At 37.6% G+C, this 21,317-nt stretch carries 14 protein-coding genes and 1 pseudogene; 3 read left to right on the forward strand and 12 right to left on the reverse strand.

The window, feature by feature from the left end; translation table 11 throughout:
- Nucleotides 1-4: 4 nt before the first annotated feature.
- From ADU73_RS02200 to ADU73_RS02225, 6 genes are all read right to left on the reverse strand, one after another.
- On the reverse strand, nucleotides 5-1,132 hold the full coding sequence (locus tag ADU73_RS02200) for an ABC transporter ATP-binding protein (RefSeq protein WP_046870870.1): 1,128 nt from the start codon (nucleotides 1,130-1,132) through the stop codon (nucleotides 5-7).
- Nucleotides 1,133-1,144: 12 nt separating this feature from the next.
- Nucleotides 1,145-2,167: an ABC transporter permease gene (locus ADU73_RS02205; protein WP_046870869.1), complete on the reverse strand. Its 1,023-nt coding sequence runs from the start codon at nucleotides 2,165-2,167 to the stop codon at nucleotides 1,145-1,147.
- A 4-nt stretch (nucleotides 2,168-2,171) separates the two neighbouring features.
- Nucleotides 2,172-3,101: an oligopeptide ABC transporter permease gene (gene opp3b, locus ADU73_RS02210; protein ID WP_046870868.1), complete on the reverse strand. Its 930-nt coding sequence runs from the start codon at nucleotides 3,099-3,101 to the stop codon at nucleotides 2,172-2,174.
- A 119-nt stretch (nucleotides 3,102-3,220) separates the two neighbouring features.
- A complete protein-coding gene (locus tag ADU73_RS02215; RefSeq protein ID WP_046870867.1) occupies nucleotides 3,221-4,849 on the reverse strand; it encodes a peptide ABC transporter substrate-binding protein in 1,629 nt (542 codons plus the stop codon).
- 352 nt (nucleotides 4,850-5,201) lie between these two features.
- Complete coding sequence (locus ADU73_RS02220) at nucleotides 5,202-6,839, reverse strand: peptide ABC transporter substrate-binding protein (protein ID WP_046870866.1); 1,638 nt, start codon at nucleotides 6,837-6,839, stop codon at nucleotides 5,202-5,204.
- 868 nt (nucleotides 6,840-7,707) lie between these two features.
- A complete protein-coding gene (locus ADU73_RS02225) occupies nucleotides 7,708-9,342 on the reverse strand; it encodes a peptide ABC transporter substrate-binding protein (protein WP_046870865.1) in 1,635 nt (544 codons plus the stop codon).
- A 336-nt stretch (nucleotides 9,343-9,678) separates the two neighbouring features.
- Between ADU73_RS02225 and hflX the strand changes: the two are divergent.
- Nucleotides 9,679-10,957: pseudogene (gene hflX, locus ADU73_RS02230) on the forward strand (GTPase HflX).
- 84 nt (nucleotides 10,958-11,041) lie between these two features.
- Here the strand turns inward: hflX and ADU73_RS02235 are convergent.
- The gene (locus ADU73_RS02235) at nucleotides 11,042-12,667 is read right to left on the reverse strand and encodes a peptide ABC transporter substrate-binding protein (protein WP_046871452.1); all 1,626 of its coding nucleotides are present in this window, start codon (nucleotides 12,665-12,667) and stop codon (nucleotides 11,042-11,044) included.
- Between the two features lie 328 nt (nucleotides 12,668-12,995).
- Between ADU73_RS02235 and ADU73_RS02240 the strand changes: the two genes are divergently transcribed.
- Nucleotides 12,996-14,330, forward strand: coding sequence for an APC family permease (locus ADU73_RS02240; RefSeq protein WP_046871451.1), 1,335 nt, complete (start codon nucleotides 12,996-12,998; stop codon nucleotides 14,328-14,330).
- Nucleotides 14,331-14,347: 17 nt separating this feature from the next.
- Nucleotides 14,348-15,250, forward strand: coding sequence for a magnesium transporter CorA family protein (locus tag ADU73_RS02245; RefSeq protein WP_046871450.1), 903 nt, complete (start codon nucleotides 14,348-14,350; stop codon nucleotides 15,248-15,250).
- A 142-nt stretch (nucleotides 15,251-15,392) separates the two neighbouring features.
- Here ADU73_RS02245 and ADU73_RS02250 read toward each other — a convergent pair whose 3' ends face one another.
- The 5 genes from ADU73_RS02250 to ADU73_RS02270 all read right to left on the reverse strand — a co-directional run bounded on the left by ADU73_RS02250 (nucleotide 15,393) and on the right by ADU73_RS02270 (nucleotide 21,101).
- A complete protein-coding gene (locus tag ADU73_RS02250; RefSeq protein WP_062913136.1) occupies nucleotides 15,393-17,177 on the reverse strand; it encodes an oligopeptide ABC transporter substrate-binding protein in 1,785 nt (594 codons plus the stop codon).
- 104 nt (nucleotides 17,178-17,281) lie between these two features.
- Nucleotides 17,282-18,178, reverse strand: a complete 897-nt coding sequence (locus ADU73_RS02255) for an ABC transporter permease (protein WP_046871448.1) — start codon at nucleotides 18,176-18,178, stop codon at nucleotides 17,282-17,284.
- Between the two features lie 12 nt (nucleotides 18,179-18,190).
- On the reverse strand, nucleotides 18,191-19,150 hold the full coding sequence (gene opp4B, locus ADU73_RS02260; RefSeq protein ID WP_046871447.1) for an oligopeptide ABC transporter permease: 960 nt from the start codon (nucleotides 19,148-19,150) through the stop codon (nucleotides 18,191-18,193).
- 4 nt (nucleotides 19,151-19,154) lie between these two features.
- The gene (locus tag ADU73_RS02265) at nucleotides 19,155-20,102 is read right to left on the reverse strand and encodes an ATP-binding cassette domain-containing protein (RefSeq protein ID WP_046871446.1); all 948 of its coding nucleotides are present in this window, start codon (nucleotides 20,100-20,102) and stop codon (nucleotides 19,155-19,157) included.
- Nucleotides 20,103-21,101: an ABC transporter ATP-binding protein gene (locus ADU73_RS02270; RefSeq protein WP_046871445.1), complete on the reverse strand. Its 999-nt coding sequence runs from the start codon at nucleotides 21,099-21,101 to the stop codon at nucleotides 20,103-20,105.
- Nucleotides 21,102-21,317: the final 216 nt, after the last annotated feature.

A 21,317-nucleotide genomic window follows, 5' to 3' on the forward strand; every position in this document is an offset into this window, starting at 1 on the left:
TCCTTTACTCACCAATTGCATCGTCATTGTCCGCACCGAAGCTTGTCTTCCCAGTTGAATGGATATGACCAAGATTGATCGTACCCTTCTTCAAGCGCTCAGCATAAACTTCTTGACGATGTTTAATTGCGTCTGGAGGATCTACATGTGGTGCATCCGGATGCAAAAGCCAAGTTGCAGCATAATGCGTATCAGATACTTTGAAAAATGGTGGTTCTTTTTGTTCATCAATCTTCATTGCATAAGGATTCCGAGCAGCAAATGGATCACCAGTTGGTGGATCCAATAAGTCTGGTGGCGTTCCTGGAATGGATTCCAATTTACCCTTTCGCGTATCAAGGGTAGGCATTGAGTTCAAAAGTCCCCATGTATACGGATGTTGAGGATTATAGAAAATTTCATCAACTGTTCCATATTCAACAATTTTACCAGCATACATAACCGCAACTCGGTCAGCCATCCCAGCAACAACTCCCAAATCATGGGTAATAAAGATAATTGAAGTTGAAATTTTTTCTTGTAATTCCTTCATCAAATCAAGAATTTGTGCTTGGATAGTTACATCCAAAGCAGTTGTTGGTTCATCAGCAATTAAAATCTCTGGATAACAAACTAATGCAATGGCAATCACAATTCGTTGCCGCATCCCGCCTGAAAATTGATGAGGATAATCATTAATTCGTTCTTCAGCATTGGTAATGCCAACTAACTTGAGCATTTCTAGCGCCTGTTTATTAGCTTTTTCACGACTGTAGCCCTTATGAATTTGTAAAGGTTCAGCAATTTGTCGACCAATTCGCATAGTTGGATCTAAAGACGTCATTGGATCCTGGAAAATTTCTGCAATATCTTTACCACGCATATTTTCGAGTTCCTTTTCGGACATCTCGAGAACATTTTTACCGTGATATTTTACTGTTCCTTCCACAACTTCAGCATTATTTGCCAATAAACCCATAATGGTTTTAGTTGTGACAGTTTTCCCAGATCCAGACTCACCAACGATGGCTAACGTTTCTCCCTTTTTCAAATGGAAAGAAACATCGCGAATCGCCTTAACCGTACCAGCATAGGTATGGAAGTCAATGGTTAAGTTTTTTACTTCTAGAATATTTTCATCTGCATTTTCCATTGTAACTTCCTCCTATCTGCGGGCTGTTCGCGGATCAAACGCATCACGTAAACCATCAGCCAAAATATTAAACGCAATCATAATAACGGATAACACAATTGCAGGGTACCACATTTGATATGGTAAAAATTGGAAGTTCTTTTGCCCATCACTAATCAATGTTCCTAGCGAAGCAGTTGGAGCTTGAATCCCAATTCCGATATAACTTAAGAAAGCTTCGAAAAAAATAGCGGATGGAATTGTGAACATCGTTTGAATAATGATGACACTTGATAAGTTAGGTAACAAATGTTTGATCGCAATTTTAAAGGTTGATTCACCCAACGTCCTCGCCGCTAACACATACTCTTGCGACTTCAACTGCAAGGTTTGCGCTCGCGTCAGCCGGGCCATCGTGGTCCACCCATTAAAGGCAATCGCCAAAATAATTGGCAACATACCGCCCTTTAAAACAAGCATGAATAACACCATGATAACGATGTTAGGGACGGATGAAATAACTTCAATTATCCGTTGCATGACAATATCAGTTATACCACCCTTCCAGGCCGAAACAATCCCGTACCCGACCCCGACAATCAAATCAATCAAAGTGGCAAAAAGACCAATTAATAAGGAAACTAAAGTTCCTCGTAAAATTCGTTGTGCCAATGAACGACCTAAGTAATCAGTTCCTAATGTGTAGTGAACTTTGCTTGGAACATGATTTTGTTTGTAAGCATCTACTCGTTTACCAGCAACTACAGATGTTCCGTTCAACCCGTTGATATTTACACCGGGAATCTTAGGAGGCAAGTTTGCGTAGTTTGGATTAGATTCATTTGGATGAGAAGCTGTAATTGGTGATGTAAAAGCAACCACAAAGATTATAGCCAAGATCCATAAAGCAATGAAAGAAGCCTTATTTTGTTTTAACCGACGCCAAGCATCCTGAACAAATGTCCGGGAAGGGGCGACAATTTTTTCATCATCTAGTTCATCTTTTTTAGATACCGGCTCAAACGCATCCGGTGCTAAATTCATTTTTTCTTCCATTTATTTACCCCTCATTCCCAGAAATTCGGATTCGTGGATCAATAATTCCGTATACAATATCAGTCAAAAGCAAGATTGCACAAAGTAATGCGGAGTATAACATGGTAACTCCCATGATGGTTGGGTAATCATTAACCAAGATAGATTTTACAAATTGTTCCCCAATACCTGGTACAGAGAAAATGTTTTCAACAACCATTGATCCAGTCATAATTGCTGCTGCTAAAGGACCAATAACCGTAACTAACGGAATTAAACTATTTCGTAAAGCATGATGCCAAACGATTCCAGTTCGGCTTAGCCCTTTTGCCTTTGCCAGCTCAATATAGTCGCTTCCCAAAACATCGACCATTTCCGTCCGGACAAACCGCGAAGTTTCCGCGAACGGTGAAGCTGCCAACGCCAAGGTTGGTAACACTGTGTACGAGAATCCACCCCAATCAGCAATTGGGAACCATTGAAGCTTCAGACCCAAATAATACTGAAGCAAAATGGCAAGCACAAAACTAGGAATTGAAATTCCTAAAATTGAAATAAACGTTGAAGCACCATCAATCCATGTGTTTTTACGAATGGCACTTAAAGATCCAACGATGATTCCAAAGAAGACACCCACAATGATTGCCTGAGCACCTAATTGTAACGAAGGACCAATTCGGCTTGAGATCAGGTAAGAAACTGGCTGATCACTAAATTGATATGATAACCCAAAGTTTCCATGTGCTGCATCCACAATATAACTTATATATTGCTGCCAAACCGGTTTGTTCAATCCATAATGCTCATAAATTATTTTGATCTGCTGTGGTGATAATTTTGCCTGATTATTCAATGGTGTTCCTGGCATCAACTTCATTAAGAAGAAGGTGATACTTGCAATCAGAAACAGCGTTAAGAACAGGTAAAAGATTCGCTTTAACAAATATTTTGCCATTTATATTCCTCCCAATCTTTCTTCCAAGCCAGCTTTGGCTCTATAACAAAGGGGGTAAGAGTCAGCAGTTACGCGGGGCCCTTACCCTCCTGTCCAAAGTTAACGCCTATTTATAAAAATTATTTTGTTAAATACAAACCTTTATAGTCAAAGTTGACACCAGCAGTGTTATAAACAACACCCTTCAACTTAGAACTCCAAAGTTGTGATTGTGCTTGCTGGAAGACAGGTGCAATTCCTTGGTCATTCATCAAAATCTTTTCAGCTTGTACCATATCGTCCCAACGTTTTTCAGGATTTGTAGCATCAGTTGTATTAGAAGCCTTGATTAATGCATCATACTGCTTATTGCTGAATCCACCATTATTCTGAGCATTTCCGCTTACAAATAATTGTAAGAATGAAATTGGATCAGAGAAGTCGGCGCCCCATGCAGAAAGAACAACATCGAACTTACCATCTGATGAATCTGACAAACGTGTCTTAAATGGTACGTTTTGCAAGTTGACCTTCACATTTGGTAGCTTTTCAATTTGTGACTGTAAGAATTCAGTGATTTGCTTTGTTGAAGCTGTATCATCACCAAGAAGTGTAAATGTTAAGTTTGATTTGCCTTCTTCTTTAAGTCCTTCAGCCATTAACTTCTTAGCTTCCGTCAAGTTTTGTGTAACAGCAGGCTTAACTTCAGCTTCAGTTGCAAAGTCTGTACCAGTCTTAGGATTGCTTGCTAAACCAGATGAAACGAGTCCCTTTGGATTGGTTGAACCATCGGCAAGAACTTTACCAGTTAATTGGTTTCGGTTGATTGACATTGAGATAGCTTTTCGAATCTTAGCGTTACGGAATACTTTTTCTTTCTTCATATTATATTGAAGATAGAACATTGATGATTGTTTCCGTAAAACGTAATCCTTGTTGTTCTTGTATTGGGCAACTTGGTTACCAGTAATGTTGGCAACATCAAGTTTTTTACTATTATACAAGTTCAAACCAGTACTTGCATCTTTGACAACCTGATAATTAATGGTATCCATCTTCACATTCTTTTTATCCCAATAATTATTATTTTTCTCAAGTTTCCAATTTAAGTTTGTGCCAGTCCAACCAACTTGTTTGTATGGACCATCGTAAACTAATTTATCAGAAGCTGTTCCGTACTTAGAACCATACTTTTCAACAGCTTTTTGATTCTGTGGATAGAATGTTGGGAAGCCCATCAATAGCTTGAAGTAGGCAATTGGTCGATCTAGCGTAACAACTAATTTATACTTGCCGTCAGCCTTAACGCCTAACTGCTTGTAGTTCACTTTACCAGACGAGATCTTGTCGGCATTCTTAATTCCGGAGAACAAGTATGCGTATTCAGAAGCTGTCTTAGGATTTACTGTCCGTTGCCAACCATAAACAAAATCTTTTGCGGTAACAGGATCGCCATTACTCCACTTAGCATTCTTACGAAGTGTAAAGGTCCAAGTCTTACCATCTTTAGATTCCTTCGTGTTGGTTGCAAGAGCATTAGTAACCTTGCTCTTTTTACCTAGTCGGTAAAGACCTTCTTGGGTATTTCCTAACTGTGTAAATCCAACTACATCGGTAACCTTCGATTGATCCATTGTCGAAATTTCAGCACTTTCTTCAAAGTTAACTGTTTTTTTCGACGAACTGCTGTTTTTGGATCCACAGGCAGCCAAAACTAATGTTGAAGCTAGCGCGACGGCTCCAACCTTTACTGCTGATCTAACATTCATAATTATTTATCCAACCCCTTCGTGAAATCTTAACGAATTTCATCAATATGTACTTTCTTAACAAAAGTTGTTCTTATTATATATTAGAAGAAGATTAAATTCAATCGTTCTCTCTAATTTTGTTACCGATAAGAACCATATTAATCAAATTACATACACAATGATCCAGCACCATTGCTGCATGTATCCGATTTATGTTACATTTTAAAAAATGCTCATTTTTGCTCATGAAATTATTTAAAATTAGCCCATAAAGCGGTGGTATCCGTTACGAATTCTTAGAAAGATCACATTTGTGAAAAGAATAAGGGAAAAGAGTCCTAAAACTCTTTCCCCTTATAATATTGTAAATTTATTTTGCCAAGTAAAGACCTGAGTAATCAAAGTTAATACCAGAAGTATTGTAAACTTCACCCTTTACCTTTGAGTTCCAAAGTTGTGATTGGGCTTGTTGATAGATTGGTACGATCCCTTGTTCGTTCATAAGAATCTTTTCAGCCTTAACCAAGTCAGACCAACGTTTTTCTTTGTTGTTAGCATCAGTCGTGTTAGAAGCCTTGATCAAATTGTCATACTCTTTATTGCTCCATGAACCATTATTGTTTGATCCACCGGTTACAAAGAGCTGCAAGAATGAGATTGGATCAGCAAAGTCAGCACCCCATCCGGTAACAACTGCATCGAACTTACCATCTGTTGAGTTTGACAAACGGGTTTTGAATGGAATGTTTTGAACATTCACTTTAACGTTACTGCCCAATTTTTCAATCTGGGACTGCAAGAATTCATTTGTTGACTTACCAGCTGGTGTATCATCAGCCATCAACGTGAATTCAAGCTTAGACATTCCCTCTTCTTTTAAGCCTTCCTGCAATAACTTCTTAGCTTCAGGTAAGTTTTGCGTAACGGCTGACTTAACTTCTGCTTCTTTAGCAAAGTCCTCACCAGTCTTAGGATTCTCTGCTAATCCAGATGAAACATAACCCAGTGGATTTTGAGAGCCATCAGCAAGAACCTTACCTGTCAATTGGCTACGATCAATAGACATTGAAATTGCTTGACGAATCTTCTTGTTCTTAAAGTACTTGTCTTTCTTTTCATTCAATTGAAGATAGAAGGTTGAAGCTTCCTTACGTAACTTGTAGTCTTTGTTGTTTTTGTATTGCGCAACTTGGCTACCAGTAATTGTCGTAACATCAAGCTTCTTACTATTGTATAGGTTCAAAGCTGTTGATGAATCTTTGACAACCTGATACTTAATTGTGTCCATCTTCACGTTCTTTTTATTCCAGTAGCTGTCATTTTTTTCAAGCTTCCAGTTTAAGTTAGTTCCAGTCCAGCCAACAGATTTGTAAGGACCATTGTAAACTAATTTATCTGAAGCTGTTCCGTATTTAGAACCATACTTTTCAACAGCGTTTTGGTTTTGTGGGAAGAAGATTGCAAATCCCATTAACAACTTAAAGTAAGGAACGGGACGATCCAAAGTAACAGTTAATTTGTAATCACCATCAGCCTTAATGCCTAAAGTTTTGTAATTGGCTTTACCGGCCATGATTTTATCTGCATTTTTAATTCCTGAGAAGAGGTATGCATATTCAGACGCCGTCTTGGGATTAACCGTGCGTTGCCAAGAATAAACAAAATCTTTAGCGGTTACTTTATCCCCGTTACTCCACTTAGCTCCTTTACGAAGCGTAAAGGTATATGTTTTCTCATCTTTGGAAACTTTAGTCTTAGTGGCTAAAGCATTATGAACAGAACTGTTTTTACCTAAACGATAAAGACCTTCTTCAGTATTAGCTAACTGTGTTAAGCCAATCGTGTCAGTAACTTTAGAAGTATCCATGGTAGGAATTTCAGACGCTACCATAAAACTAACAGACTTTTTGTTTGACGAGGTACTATCACTTTTTGACCCACATGCAGCTAGGACAAATGTTGAAGCCAATGCAACGGCTCCTAACTTTACTACTGATTTCACATTCATAAACGACATCTCCCCTTAATTTGTTAAGTAATTTTTAATTACTTGATGTTTGTGCATTTCACGAATTGTTATTATTGTACATTAAAAACAAATTAAATGCAACACAATAAATTAATTTGTTTTTAATTCTTTATATTTTTAATTCGTAATTTTACTGCATACATCCCACTATATCAGTGCACAGCCATTTTATGTTAAACGCCTTAATTATTTAATTTTTTACTCATTTAACTAACGATAAAGATTTAAAGGTTGAAAGGGCAAAATTGCATCCAATTGCTTGATAAAAACGTTCATGGTAACAAAACCAGATTAAAAATGCCGTCTTCCGGCAAATCTGGGCCGGAACGTAGTGGGCACGACTTAGAGCCGAAGTACACGTCTCTAAGCTCGGCCTTTATCTAAACGAAAACCGTTAAGATAAATGACACTACTGGGCCCATTTGCTTCCAGACTTAATCAGGTATTAAAACTAATTATATTTAGCACAAAAGTTGTTATGGAAGCAGTCATTGAGCTATCTGCAGACAACGACTTCTTCAGTTCGAAGGCGTTTTGGCCTCAGGGGTAAAATTTATCTTAGCGACTTTTGCTTAGATAAAGATCGAGTTTGAAGACAAGTAACCTGTTTGGCTTCAAATCGTGCCCGCCATTACACGTAACGGTGTCGATTCTTGTGGCAAAGATAGCCGCAAGAACTCGCACCCCGTTCCAGGCCAAGGGAACCGTAGAACGGTAAATTAACCTAAATTTAACATCGGTAGTCCAAGCCTTTTTCGTACTTTCTGCCTTTGAATAAAGATTTTTATCGACAAAAAAACGTTGAAAGTATTAAACTTTCAACGTTTTTAAAGATTGTCGATTTTGACTACTTTTTAATATAAAGTTTTGAGTAATCAAAGTTGTTGCCAGCAGTGTTATAGATAACACCTTTGACTTTGCTGCTCCACAATTGTGAATTAGCCTGTTGATAAAGCGGTACGATCGCTTGATCATTCATCAAGACTTTTTCAGCCTGAACCAAATCACTCCAACGCTTGTCAGGATTTGTGGCATCAGTCGTATTCGAAGCTTTGATCAACTTATCGTATTGTTTATTACTCCAGTCACCATTATTCTGTGCGTTGCCAGTTACAAACAACTGCAAGAATGAAATTGGATCAGAAAAATCAGCGCCCCATCCAGTAACAACGGCATCAAATTTACCATCACTAGAATCACTTAAACGAGTCTTAAATGGAATGTTTTGAACAGTGACTTTAACATTGCTACCTAATTTTTCGATTTGTGATTGTAAGAATTCGTTAGTAGATTTACCAGCATCCGTATCATCAGCCATTAAAGTAAACTTCAGATTGGACATGCCTTCTTCTTTCAAGCCTTCCTTCAATAATTTCTTAGCTTGAGTAAGGTTTTGAGTAACAGCTGGTTTGACTTCGGCTTCTTTAGCAAAGTCTTGACCAGTCTTAGGATTCTTAGCTAATCCTGTTGAAACATAGCCTAAAGGATTCTGTGAACCATCAGCAAGAACTTTTCCAGTTAACTGTTTACGATCAATGGCCATTGAGATCGCTTGACGGATCTTCTTGTTCTTGAAGTACTTATCCTTCTTTTCGTTCAATTGAAGATAGAAGGTCGAAGCTTCCTTACGCAAAACGTAATTCTTGTTGTTCTTGTATTGTGCAACTTGATCTCCAGTAATTGTTGTGACATCCAACTTCTTACTATTATATAGGTTCAAAGCCGTTGATGTATCCTTAACAACTTGATAGTTGAGGGTGTCCATCTTCACGTTCTTTTTGTTCCAGTACTCTGGGTTTTTAACAAGTTTCCATTTCAAGTTCGTACCAGTCCAGCCAACCTGTTTGTAAGGACCATCGTAAACTAATTTATTAGAAGCTGTTCCGTATTTAGATCCGTATTTTTCAACAACTTTTTGGTCTTGTGGGAAGAAGATACAGAATCCCATTAATAACTTAAAGTATGGAATTGGTCGATCCAACGTAACAGTAAGCTTATATTTGCCATCAGCTTTAATTCCTAACTGTTTGTAATTAACCTTGTTAGCTGCAATTTTATCAGCATTCTTAATTCCAGAAAATAGATAAGCATATTCAGAAGCCGTCTTGGGATTTACTGTGCGTTGCCAAGAATAAACGAAATCTTGGGCAGTAACCGGATCCCCATTACTCCATTTTGCGTTCTTACGAAGTGTGAAAGTCCATGTCTTACCATCTTTAGATTCTTTTGTTTTGGTTGCCAAGGCATTATGTACAGAACTATTTTTGCCTAACCGATAAATACCTTCTTCAGAGTTTGACAACTGAGTCATGCCAACAACATCAGTTACTTTTGATGTATCCATCGTTGGAATCTCGGAAGACTCCATAAAGTTTACTGATTTGTCACTTGACGAACTACTACTCTTTGACCCACATGCGGCCAATACAAATGTGGAAGCTAAAGCAACCGCACCTAACTTAATTACTGATTTTGCTTTCATCCAATTCGACTTTCTTTCTAGCATTTTTTTGCTTTTTTACTACCGTTTTTCAAAAGCGACTTTATTATAGGTTAAACGAATATTAAATACAACAGAATTTACTAATTTAATTTTAACCATTACTTATGTGTTTCTTATTAAAGCCTTTCCATCACCTGAAATAAAGACATATCATTATTAATGTTACAAAGATTACATTTAATGTGGCTCTCATTAATCATTTAATAAGTAATTTCTTTCTCTGCTGACTTAGTTTTGATTATCAAGGTTGCTATTGCTTAAGCACACCGCGTCGCTATGCTATACTGAAGGCATTAAAGAATTCGAGGTGTCCTTATGACAGAAAAAGTCATTATTGCAGGTTTAGAGTTGCCTAACCAAGACATGGATTATGCCATGCAAGAGTTAGCAGCCTTAGTTGAAGCAAATAATATGGAAGCAGCCGAAACTGTTATTCAAAAATTAGACCGTCCCAACGCCGCTACTTACTTTGGTAGTGGTAAGGTGGTTGAGCTTCATGAACTCGGCGAAAGCATCAATGTTCACACCCTTGTTGTAAATGCTGAACTTTCACCAAGCCAAATTAGAAACTTAGAAAAAGAATCAAAACTGGATGTGATTGACCGAACTGGTTTAATTCTAGAAATCTTTGCTAATCGCGCTAAATCCAGAGAAGCAAAGCTCCAAGTTGAAATTGCCAAGTTAAATTATCAAATGCCTAGATTACGAACCAGTTCTTCACAACGCCTTGATCAACAGTCAGCGGGTGACGCAGGTGGTGGGTATACCAACCGTGGTGCTGGTGAAACCAAGCTGGAAATGAATCGGCGCACAATTCAACAAAGAATTAATAATTTGAATCATGAGTTAAAAGAAAATGACCACCTCTAGTGCCGTTCAAAGACAAAAACGTGACCAGACAGGTCTTCCTAGTGTCGCTCTAGTAGGTTATACAAATGCTGGTAAATCAACAACGATGAACGGTCTTGTTCGGTTGTATGGTGAAAGTGACGAAAAACAAGTATTCGAAAAAAACATGTTGTTTGCTACATTAGATACAAGTGTTCGAAAACTAACTTTTCCTGATCAAAAACAGCTCTTGCTAAGCGATACGGTTGGTTTTGTCAGTAACTTGCCTCATCAACTTATTAAGGCCTTCCGTTCCACTTTGGCAGAAGCGGCCCAGGCTGATCTTTTAGTTCAAGTAGTGGATGTTTCTGATCCTCACTTTCGCGAAATGATTCAAACAACCAACGAAACCTTACAAGAAGTCGGTGTTACTAAGGCCCCAATGATCGTGGCTTTCAACAAAGCTGACGTGGCTGATGTCGAATTTCCAACTCTTGAGGGCAATGAAGAAATCACTTATTCTGCTAAAGACAAAAAGTCACTCATCCTCTTAACCAATATGATTAAGCAAAAAGTCTTTACAGGCTATCGAGAAGCCACCTTCCTGATCCCGTTTGATCAGGGACAAATTGTCGACTATCTTAATCAACATACCAATGTATTAAAAACCGACTACAAAGAAACCGGTACAGAAATTGTAACCGAGCTAAGTAGTGATGATTATCAACGTTTCCATAAATATCTTGTAGAACCAGTTGAAGATTAAAAATAAATTTTCATAATTACAGACTCACAAAAAAATCGTTACCTGCCTTTATAGGAAGATAACGATTTTTATTTTGCCAACAGATTACTTTTTAACAGTTAAGTTCTTGTAATCGTAATAGATTCCTGCCGAATTATGCACCAAACCTTTGACATTTTGATTCCAAAGTTGGGCCTGGGTACTTTGATAAATTGGGGCTACCCCCTGATCCTGCATTAAAATCTTTTCGGCCTGCACCATATCTGCAAACCGTTTTTCAGGATTAGTTGCATCAGTCGTATCGGCTTTGTTAATTGCCTTATCATAATCAGCATTCTTCCAACCGCCATTATTCTGGGCATTTCCAGAAGTTAAAATTTGAAGAAACGAGATTGGATCAGAAAAATCGGCTGCCCATCCAGATAAAGCCACATCAAATTTTTTATTTTTCTCATCAGTTAAAAATGACTTGTAAGGAATATTTGTTAATGTAATCTTTACCCCTGGTAACTTTTCCCAATCCGATTGAAGAAACTCTGAGGCTTTTTTACCCACATCACTATCGTTATTTAATAAATTTAAGGTTAGGGTCTTTTTACCCTCTTCTTTTAAACCTTCCGCCATTAATTTTTTAGCTTTTGGCAAATTATAAGAAACAGCTGAAGGTACCTCTGCCTGTGCCGAGAAATCTTGACCAGTTTTAGGATTTTTCATTAAACCGCTTGAAACGAAGCCTTTTGCAGATTCAGATCCGTCTGCAAGGACCTTTCCTGTTAATTGATCTCGATTTATTGATAATGAAAGTGCTTGACGAATTTTTTTATTTTTTAAACTCGAGTTCTTAGTTTGATTGAATTCTACGTAAGATGTCTGGGCAAGTTTTCGACTCACAAAGTTCTTGTTTGTCTTATATTGCGCTACCTGACTTCCAGTTAGGGTTGTTTCATCCAGTTTTTTACTATTATATAAATTCAATCCGGTTGTTGAATCCTTAATGGTCTGAAAATTCATTTGACTAAGTTTCACATGACTTTTATCCCAATAATTAGGATTTTTAACCATCTTCCAACTCAGATTGCTTCCTGTCCATCCCTTTTGCACAAACGGTCCGTTATAAACCATATCTTTTGAAGTTGATCCGTACTTACTACCGTATTTTTCAACCACCTTTTGATTTTGTGGGAAGAAACTAGGAAAACCCATCAATAATTTAAAATAAGGGATTGGCGTATCTAAAGTCACAGTTAGTTTGTATTTACCGTTCGCCTTAATCCCCAGAGTTTTTACCGGTGCTTTCCCAGATGAAATTTTATCAGCATTATGAATCCCCGAGTACAAGTACGCAAACTCAGAGGCTGTTTTAGGATTGACCGTTCGTTGCCAAGCATACACAAAATCTTGAGCAGTCACTTTGTCTCCGTTACTCCACTTGGCATTTTTTCTCAGCGTAAATACATACTTCTTACCATCTTTTGACTCCGTTGAATGAGTTGCAATACCAGGTAAAATTTTACTGTTGTTACCGATTCGATATAATCCTTCATTAGAATTCGATATCTGCGTTAAACTCGTATCATCAATTGCTGTGGATGAATCCAGACTCGTGATTTCAGTTCCTGTGGACATATTCACAATTTCTTTTTGACTTTCCTTTTTATTGCCACATCCTGCTAACGTTACGGCAATTAATGCTCCAATTACTGAAATTTTTAAATTTTTATGATTTTTCATGGCTTTTCTCCCTTGTTATTCTTAACAAGAGTTATTATATACATCTTTATTGAATATATCAACATATATTTGAATGTTTATTCATAATTGCCAAGTTTTACGTTATTATATTCATTTTAGATTTCACTTAGTCGTTTATTTTCCAAATGATTCCGCCAAATAAATTAATCAGTTTGATACTGGGGAGTATTCAACATAATCTTTGTTTGAATTTAAAATTACTCGCTTAACTGTGTTAAATGCTAACTGTCGAAAGCGTTTACTAGTTGTTCCTATCATATATTTACGTTACAATATTACATAAATTAATTTTGGGGAGGTATTCTTAATGAATAATGAAAAAGACGAGGTTACACTGAATCGCTCACTGGGACTCTGGTCCGCACTGGCACTCGTCATTGGGACCATTATTGGCTCTGGAATCTTTGTCCGCCAAGCAGCCGTTTTGGATGACGCTGGTTCCACCACTAATGCCATGTTAGCCTGGCTTGCAGGTGGCATCATTACCTTAACCGCTGGTCTCACCATTGCTGAAATTGCCTCCCAAATGCCAAAAACTGGCGGTCTTTACTACTATATGGAAAAAATCTACGGCAAAGTTTGGGGATTTTTAGCCGGTTGGATGCAAATCATCATCTACGGTCCCGCAATGATTGCTTCTCTTGCTGCCTACCTCGGAATTTTATTGGTTGATTTTTTCAATATGCCGCATTCGTGGACCGTTCCGATTGCCCTTATTACCGTTGTCCTCGTTGCTTGTTTAAACTTATTATCTAACCGGTATGGCGCAAGTTTTGCCATCATAACAACCATCTGTAAACTGGTTCCGGTCATTGCTTTAATCGGATTTGGCCTCTTCTTTGGTAAAGAAAATGCCTTTTCGCAAAGCTTTACCACTGTCCATCAATCTGCTGGTAACTTTGGAGTAGCAATCCTAGCCACCCTATTTGCCTTTGATGGTTGGATTTTAGTAGCCAATCTTGGTGATGAAATTAAAAATCCTGAAAAACGGCTTCCACAAGCAATTACGTTCGGAATCTCCTTAGTGCTGGTAATTTATATGTTAGTCACTTTTGGTGTTTTCCGGAGTATGCCTGCTGAATTAATTCATAAACTTGGCATCGGTGCCATCCCTTATATGGCTGATAAAGATTTCGGGACCATCGGCGGTAAAATTCTAAGTATTGGCATTATCATTTCAATTGTTGGCTGCATGAATGGTAAAATCATGACGTTCCCACGAATCATGTATGCCATGGCACGTGATCACGAGCTCCCGTTTGCCAAACAGCTTTCTTATTTAAATCGTAAAACGCAAACTCCTGTTGTTTCTGTCATCACAACCGTTACAATCTCAGCAATTATGATTCTGTTTTTTAATGCCGATCGGCTTTCAGAGCTATGTATTTTCACTGTCTATTGTTTCTACGTAATGACCTTCGTTGGTGCATTTATCCTACGTAAACGAGAACCGCACTTGAAACGGCCGTTTAGTACCCCATTATTTCCAATCACCCCAATCATTGCCATTTTGGGATCCCTTTTCGTCATTGTGAGCGAAATCCAATCTGATTTGGTTGGCGTTGCTTTTTCCTTTATTTTTGTTTTGCTTGGCTTTCCAGTGTACTATTATTGTAGACATCATTACAAAAACGAAAATTAGGATGGGGAGATTTAGCTTTGATTAAAACCTATGCAACTGATCAGCAACATAAATTTGATTTAACGCTTATTCAAGATTGCAGTGACGACGATAAAAAGCAACTAGTTGAAGACTTTAATTTGCCTTCACTAATTTTGGAGTACGTGGATGACAAAGACGAACCTGCCCGAATCGAAATTGATGATGACAATCAGTATGCACTCCTGGTTTTCTGGGCTCCTTTAAAGGGCAGTGCACATTCTGAACCAATATCTGTTATTTTCTTCAACAAAAAACTATTCATTTTTTCGAGTACTGAAATGCGTTTCGTCAATGACACCATTGCTGATCTACGTACCAAAAGCTTTGATAAACGAATGGCTTTTGTTTTAGATTTGCTTCTGCCAATCATCCGTAAATATATTGGCCGCGTCACTAAACTGGAATATCGGGCTGACCAAATTCAAAGTAATCTAACTGCTAAAAGTCGTATGAAACATTTGAACGAACTTACATTGATTAACCAAGACGCTATTTACTTACGTTCGGCAATTCAAGAAAACTCAGACTGCTTTTCTGACATTAAATCTATTTCAAAAGACACAAACGTATCTTTTGACAAAACTTGTAATCGTAAGCTTCACAATATTCAATTGGAAACTAACCAAGCTAGTCGGATGATCGGTTTAATTTCAGAAAGTGTCGACCAATTAAGCAGTACCTATGATCGTTTAATCAATAATAATTTAAACGATATTATGCGTTTTCTCACAATCTGGTCTCTCTTGTTAGCTGTACCACCAATTGTTAGTGGCTTTTATGGCATGAATATGCATCTGCCATTGGTAACCGGATCACTGTCATGGGTAGCCTCCTTAGTGCTTACTGGCATTTTGATGTTGGCTTTGCTTATCTATTTACATAACCACCATTCAGTTTAATCGGCACAATTCTAAACACTTTACTGGTTAAAGTGTTTTTTGTTACAAAAATCTGCGCAAAAAAAATCCACCAGAAATCAAGTTAATTTCTGGTGGATTATTTTGATACTCATCTAACAGCCTTCATTTAGGGGTTGGCTAATTATTTCGACAAGCTGTTAGATGTGACTTGAACTTTAGACCAGTTTGTTTGCAAACCGTTTGCAACAGTTGAATTTCCTGTAAGATAGAAATTCTTTACTCGATTATTAACAGGATACCAATTTAAAACAGTGTTTTCTGGAACATATGCTGCTTCCTTGTTCATATATTCCTGCCATTTTTTAAAGGCTTTTACACGATAATTAGTATTAAACGCCTTTTGAGAATCGATATTATTCAAAAGTTTAGTATTTTCTTTCGTGACAAACCGACCCATATTATATGGCGCATTTTCATTAAATAAATCAGCTGGAGATGGCTCACTTGAAAGTGACCATGCAGCTTCAAACATATCAATGTCACTTGAGTTTGCTTGAACTTTTTCATAGAAATTATTCATATCCAATAAACGACCATTTGTTAATTTTACACGTAATCCAATTTTCTTCCATTGTTGAATATAATTTTGAACAATAGCTTGAGTATTGGCATTACCTTCCATCTCAGCAAGATGAATGGTTAACTTTTTTCCTTTAGGATCTGTACGATAACCATCTTTTCCTTTTTTATAACCTGCCTTGTTTAAAAGTGCATTAGCTTTTTTGAGATTTAGTGGGAATCCCTTAGCAGATTTGTCATGATATTGAGAAAATACAGGTGGAATTAAAGTTGTCAAACGTGAACCTAAACCATTGTTAAACTTCTTTTCAACTGCATCAATATTCATAGCATAAGCAATCGCCTTACGTAAACTAGGATTTGCCATTTTAGAATTCTTATTCATGACGTTTTTTCCGGTCTTAGCATCATACTTTCCTAAATTGAAGCCAAGATAGTCATAGGCTAAAGCATTTTTACCAGTCATAGTATAACCAGAAACCTGTTTGATTTTTTTATACTGAGAACTCGGTACACCACCAATTGCAAGGTCATACTTGTGTGCCTTTATAGCTGCAGCAATAGAATCTGCTGAAACAACCTGAACAGTAATTTTTTTAAGTTTAGGAGTTCCACCGTAATAGTATTTGTTTCGAGTAAATTCAACTGACTCTCCTGAAACAACTTTGGACATCTTATATGGTCCATAGAATAACGGATGTTTACGTACTTGGGGTGAACTAGCTAATTTACTAAAGGAAATATTTTTAATGTAGTGATATGGTTCAGCATTTTCCCAAATATATCCATTTCCACTAGTTTTCATCCCAGGCTTCATTTGCTTAAAATGAATGACAACAGTATGCTTGTTTTTAATTTGAACCCCAGATATATCCTTTGCTTTCCCACTATGATAGGCCTGGATTCCAACAATATTTTGAATACTGCCAGTGTAATATTCAGATTGCGTTGCCTTATTAGCAAGCACTTTGTACGCATAGGCCACATCTTGAGCTACTAATGACTTACCATCTGACCATTTAACCTTAGGATTAATTTTGATCGTCGCAGTTTTTGCTTTTTGGTTTAAACTTAAATCTGCCGCTCCACCTTTAATATATTTAAAATTTTTATCATATTTAAACAATGCTTCATTTCCAAACTGCATTACATCTGTATCTTCAGCATTGCTTGTCAACGCATCGTCCCAAATCCCCTTAAAGGCAGATGAATTAACTTCTGCAACTTTTAGTGTACCTCCGCTGATGGCCTTTTTTTTGGAGCTGTAAGAAGTAGGCAATGTTGGTTTAGTTGTCTTAGTAGAAGCCGATTTACTGTTTCCGCAACCGGCTAATGTCATAACTGCCAAAACTGACACGATTCCAATTGTCCATTTTGATTTACTCATAAAAATCTCCCCTTTATGTACTTTCATTTTTTAAAATTTTACATCATCACATACCTTCGAACTTTATTTTAATGTGGCATCCCTTCTCTCACATGTTACAATGCTTAGCCTCGACGTTGTTGTGCATCACCGGCACGTCTTAATGCTTGCCCAACATAACTAATACTCAATGTCAAAACTAAAATTACAATAGCAGCTGGCAACCAAACCCACGCCTTGCTGCCAATGACATCTGGATCCTGTGCGTAACTAATTAAAGTTCCTAAACTTGGTGTACTATCAGGTAATCCAAAACCTAAGAAACTTAACCCAGTTTCAATTCCGATATTACCTGCGAAACTTAATGTCGTATCAACAATAATAATTGAACTTAAATTCGGTAAAACCTCTCGAAACAAAATCATAAAATCACTGGTACCAGAAGTTCTTGAAGCAGCAACATAATCTTTTTCAGATTCCGATAAGGCTTTACTCCGAATTAAACGTGCTGTACTTAACCACATAAAGCAAGACATGATAATGATGAAAGTTCCAGCATTATATTTAGGAATAATTGTAACCAACACAATAATGATCATAATTTCCGGTAAAATATTAATGAAATCATAAATCCGCATCATGCCATTATCTAACCAGCCACCATAAAATCCTGAAATCATCCCATATACAATTCCAAAAATTGAAGAAATTATTGTAACTGCAAAACCAATCGTAATTGAATTTCGAGCTCCAATAACCAGCATCTTGAATCCATCACGGCCACCTTCATCTGCACCAAGTATAAAACCATCCTGACCAGGTTTATCATACTGGGCAAAGATATTAACATTCGTAACTTTCTCCAGATTTAGGCTGGCAGCATAGATGAAAATTCCTAAAATCAGCACGATCGTGAAAATTAATGAGGCCATTGCAACGCGGTCATGGCGAAACTCTTGCCAAATCACCTTCATAGTCGAGGGAGTTTTGACGGTTTTCTCTTTTTCTGATGAATTTGTCATACTGACTCCCTCCTATTTAATCCGAATTCGTGGATCAACAACGCTCATAATAATATCCGATAATAAAGTTCCAAATAATGCTAGAATCCCGTAAATCATAACCAATGCGGTAATGACTGAGAAATCACGATTACTAATGGAATTAAGGAATAATTGGCCCATCCCGGGATATGTAAAGATCTGTTCAACAAAGACTGATCCGCCTAATAATCCTGTAATTGAATAACCCATAAAAGCCGCAATTGGCAATAATGAATTTCTCAAGATGTGTCGTGAAAATACCTTTCTTTCTGGTACTCCCTTTGCTCGAGCAGTTGCCACCATGTCTTGATGTTTTTGATCCACAATTTCACTTCGTAGATATTGAACCGTACTAGTTGTGGATAGCAGTGCTGTAAGTACCCCTGGAAGAATCATGTGATAAAGCCTACTCCAAGTGTTCCCCCAAAAGCCGTTTGCACTGAGAGAAACTGATCCCCCGCTAGGGAACCATCCTAAAACATAACCAAATAACCAAAGTCCAATAACCAAGAAAACAAATAGCGGAATGGCATACGTCACATAATTAAAAAACATAATGCCGCGATCAAGATTTGTGTCCTCGTAACGACCTGCTAGTAATCCTAAAGGAATTGCAATGAGATAAGTAAGAATCACCGTGAATAGTGAAAGCCACAAAGTGTTGATTGCCCGGCCACCAATAACTGCCATCACCGGTTCTTTAAACTGATAGCTTGTTCCAAAATTGCCATGGAACATATTCACAACCCAATGAATATACTGTGTATACCAAGGATCATACAAACCAGCTTGTACTTTTAGGGCATGTAACTGAGAAGCATCTGTCTGTGGGGTAATTGATCCGGTAAAGGGATCACCTGGCATGAACTTAGCTAGGATGAATACCAACAAACTTAAAATAATAATTTGCGGAATCATAATAACCACCCGACGTAAAATAGTTTTCCACATAAGCTCACTCCCCCTTCACTTGATCTTCCGGAAGTGCCACTGAATGTGTTTCCGAAACTTTTTGTAATGGTAAAACACGACCATTTTTATCGTAATAACGGCTTTGTTCCGTATCAAATATCTTTTCAACTTCTTTTCGATGCTTACGTTGTGCATCTCGTTGATCAACATTCACATCCGGAATTGCCGCCAAAAGTCGTTTGGTATAGATATGTTGTGGATGATTATAAATATCGTCCCGCGTTCCCAATTCAACAAATCGTCCGCGATGCATGATGGCCATGCTGTCACACATGTGGCGAACAACGCCCAAATCATGAGAAATAAAAAGATAACTAATATTGAATTGGCTTTGAATTTCTTGCATGTAATTCAGCACCTGAGCCTGAACGGAAAGATCCAAAGCCGAAACTGGTTCGTCAGCAATCACCAGTTTAGGATTCGTACTAATCGCCCTAGCAACTCCAATTCGTTGTCGTTGGCCACCCGAAAATTCAAAGGGATATTTGAACAAATCATCTTCGCCTAGACCAACAGTGTCTAATAATTCTCGAACTCGGTGTTTTTCTTCTGTATCACTAAGCTTTTCAAAATTTCGCAGTGGTTCGGCAATAATATCGTAAATTCTTTTTTTGGGATTCAAACTTGATAACGAATCTTGAAAAATCATTTGAACATCCCGATTATAATCAATGGCCTTTCGTTCTTTTTTTGTAGAAACGTCATGCCCATCAAATAAGATTTTTCCGGATGTAATTTTTTCCAGTCCGATTATTGAACGCCCAATCGTTGTTTTCCCAGAACCTGTTTCTCCGATCAGTCCGTATGTTTGACCCGGTTCAATTTCAAAACTCACGCCATCCACGGCATACACATAATCATGAATTCGGTTAAAGAAGCCCGAACGAATTGGGTAATGAACCTGTAAATCCTTAATTTCAACTAAACTCATTTACACGGCCTCCCCGTTTTCAAATTTAAACGTCTGATAACAGGTACATAAAACATAGTGGCCTTCTTCAGGTTCATGCATAGTTGGTGTTTTTTCATGGGCACTCTCAGGAATCCATGGAATTCTTGGTGCAAATCGACAGCCATCATGGGGCATTTTTGCTAGAGAAGGAACAGCTCCCTCAATTGCGTAAAGTCGATCACCCTCGTGTTCTGCTTGCGGAATCGATTTTAATAATGAACGTGTATACGGATGTAGCGGATGATTAAAAATTTGAAAAACAGTGCCGCGTTCAACAACTTGCCCTGCGTACATCACAACCACTTCATCTGCTGTGTCAGCAACTACTCCAAGGTCATGCGTAATTAAAATGATTCCGGCATGATTTTGAGCTTGAATGCTACGCAATAAATCCAAGATTTGAGCCTGAATTGTTACATCCAAGGCGGTTGTGGGTTCATCTGCAATAATAAGTTCAGGCTTACAAGCGATGGCGATGGCAATAATAATCCGTTGCCGCATCCCACCAGATAATTCATGTGGAAATTGACGTGCGACCCGTTCTGGATTTTCCAATCCGACTTGATCTAATAATTTCAATACTATTTTATGTTTCTTGGTAGCAGAATAATCTGTGTGATAATCCAAAACCTCACGAACTTGATCTTCAACCCTCATCAATGGGTTTAAGGCCGCTAATGGATCTTGGAAAATCATTCCCATGTCACTCCCACGTAACTGATCAAATTTTTCTGGTGATGCACCAACTAACTCTTGATCTTGGAATTTAATGTTTCCGGTTATTTTAGTCCGCTTTAAATCGTGTAACCCAATAATGCTTTTCGCTAATGTTGTTTTCCCACAACCAGATTCACCGACAATTGCCAGAATCTCATCTTTATGTATTTTTAATGAAACATCATCCACCGCGTCAAAATATTCTGTTCCGCGCTTAAAAGCGGTGTGCAGATGATTAATCGTTAAAAGTTCTTCTCCCATATTGAATAACTCCTTTGTTCCGACGTTTTATTAAAAAACGATTAAGAAAATTAAGATTTAATAATAGTATAATCTTAGCTCATTAAAATGCAACCTTTTTTTATGTTAGTAAGGCAATAAAAGCTGCCTAGAAACCGTGTCCATTCGCGCAAAGACTAATTTTTTGAAAAATAAAAAAAGATTCATAATGTATTCACATTACAAATCTTTTTATCA

Source organism: Pediococcus damnosus (assembly GCF_001611155.1).
GTDB lineage: Bacteria > Bacillota > Bacilli > Lactobacillales > Lactobacillaceae > Pediococcus > Pediococcus damnosus.

Excerpts from the sequence above, each read along its gene's own strand:
- opp4B (WP_046871447.1), bottom strand. The coding sequence starts at position 19,150 with ATGTGGAAAACTATTTTACGTCGGGTGGTTATTATGATTCCGCAAATT.
- ADU73_RS02250 (WP_062913136.1), bottom strand. The coding sequence starts at position 17,177 with ATGAGTAAATCAAAATGGACAATTGGAATCGTGTCAGTTTTGGCAGTT.
- ADU73_RS02215 (WP_046870867.1), bottom strand. The coding sequence starts at position 4,849 with ATGAATGTTAGATCAGCAGTAAAGGTTGGAGCCGTCGCGCTAGCTTCA.
- ADU73_RS02240 (WP_046871451.1), top strand. The coding sequence starts at position 12,996 with ATGAATAATGAAAAAGACGAGGTTACACTGAATCGCTCACTGGGACTC.
- ADU73_RS02200 (WP_046870870.1), bottom strand. The coding sequence starts at position 1,132 with ATGGAAAATGCAGATGAAAATATTCTAGAAGTAAAAAACTTAACCATT.
- ADU73_RS02265 (WP_046871446.1), bottom strand. The coding sequence starts at position 20,102 with ATGAGTTTAGTTGAAATTAAGGATTTACAGGTTCATTACCCAATTCGT.
- ADU73_RS02255 (WP_046871448.1), bottom strand. The coding sequence starts at position 18,178 with ATGACAAATTCATCAGAAAAAGAGAAAACCGTCAAAACTCCCTCGACT.
- ADU73_RS02270 (WP_046871445.1), bottom strand. The coding sequence starts at position 21,101 with ATGGGAGAAGAACTTTTAACGATTAATCATCTGCACACCGCTTTTAAG.
- ADU73_RS02235 (WP_046871452.1), bottom strand. The coding sequence starts at position 12,667 with ATGAAAAATCATAAAAATTTAAAAATTTCAGTAATTGGAGCATTAATT.
- ADU73_RS02225 (WP_046870865.1), bottom strand. The coding sequence starts at position 9,342 with ATGAAAGCAAAATCAGTAATTAAGTTAGGTGCGGTTGCTTTAGCTTCC.
- ADU73_RS02205 (WP_046870869.1), bottom strand. The coding sequence starts at position 2,167 with ATGGAAGAAAAAATGAATTTAGCACCGGATGCGTTTGAGCCGGTATCT.
- opp3b (WP_046870868.1), bottom strand. The coding sequence starts at position 3,101 with ATGGCAAAATATTTGTTAAAGCGAATCTTTTACCTGTTCTTAACGCTG.
- ADU73_RS02220 (WP_046870866.1), bottom strand. The coding sequence starts at position 6,839 with ATGAATGTGAAATCAGTAGTAAAGTTAGGAGCCGTTGCATTGGCTTCA.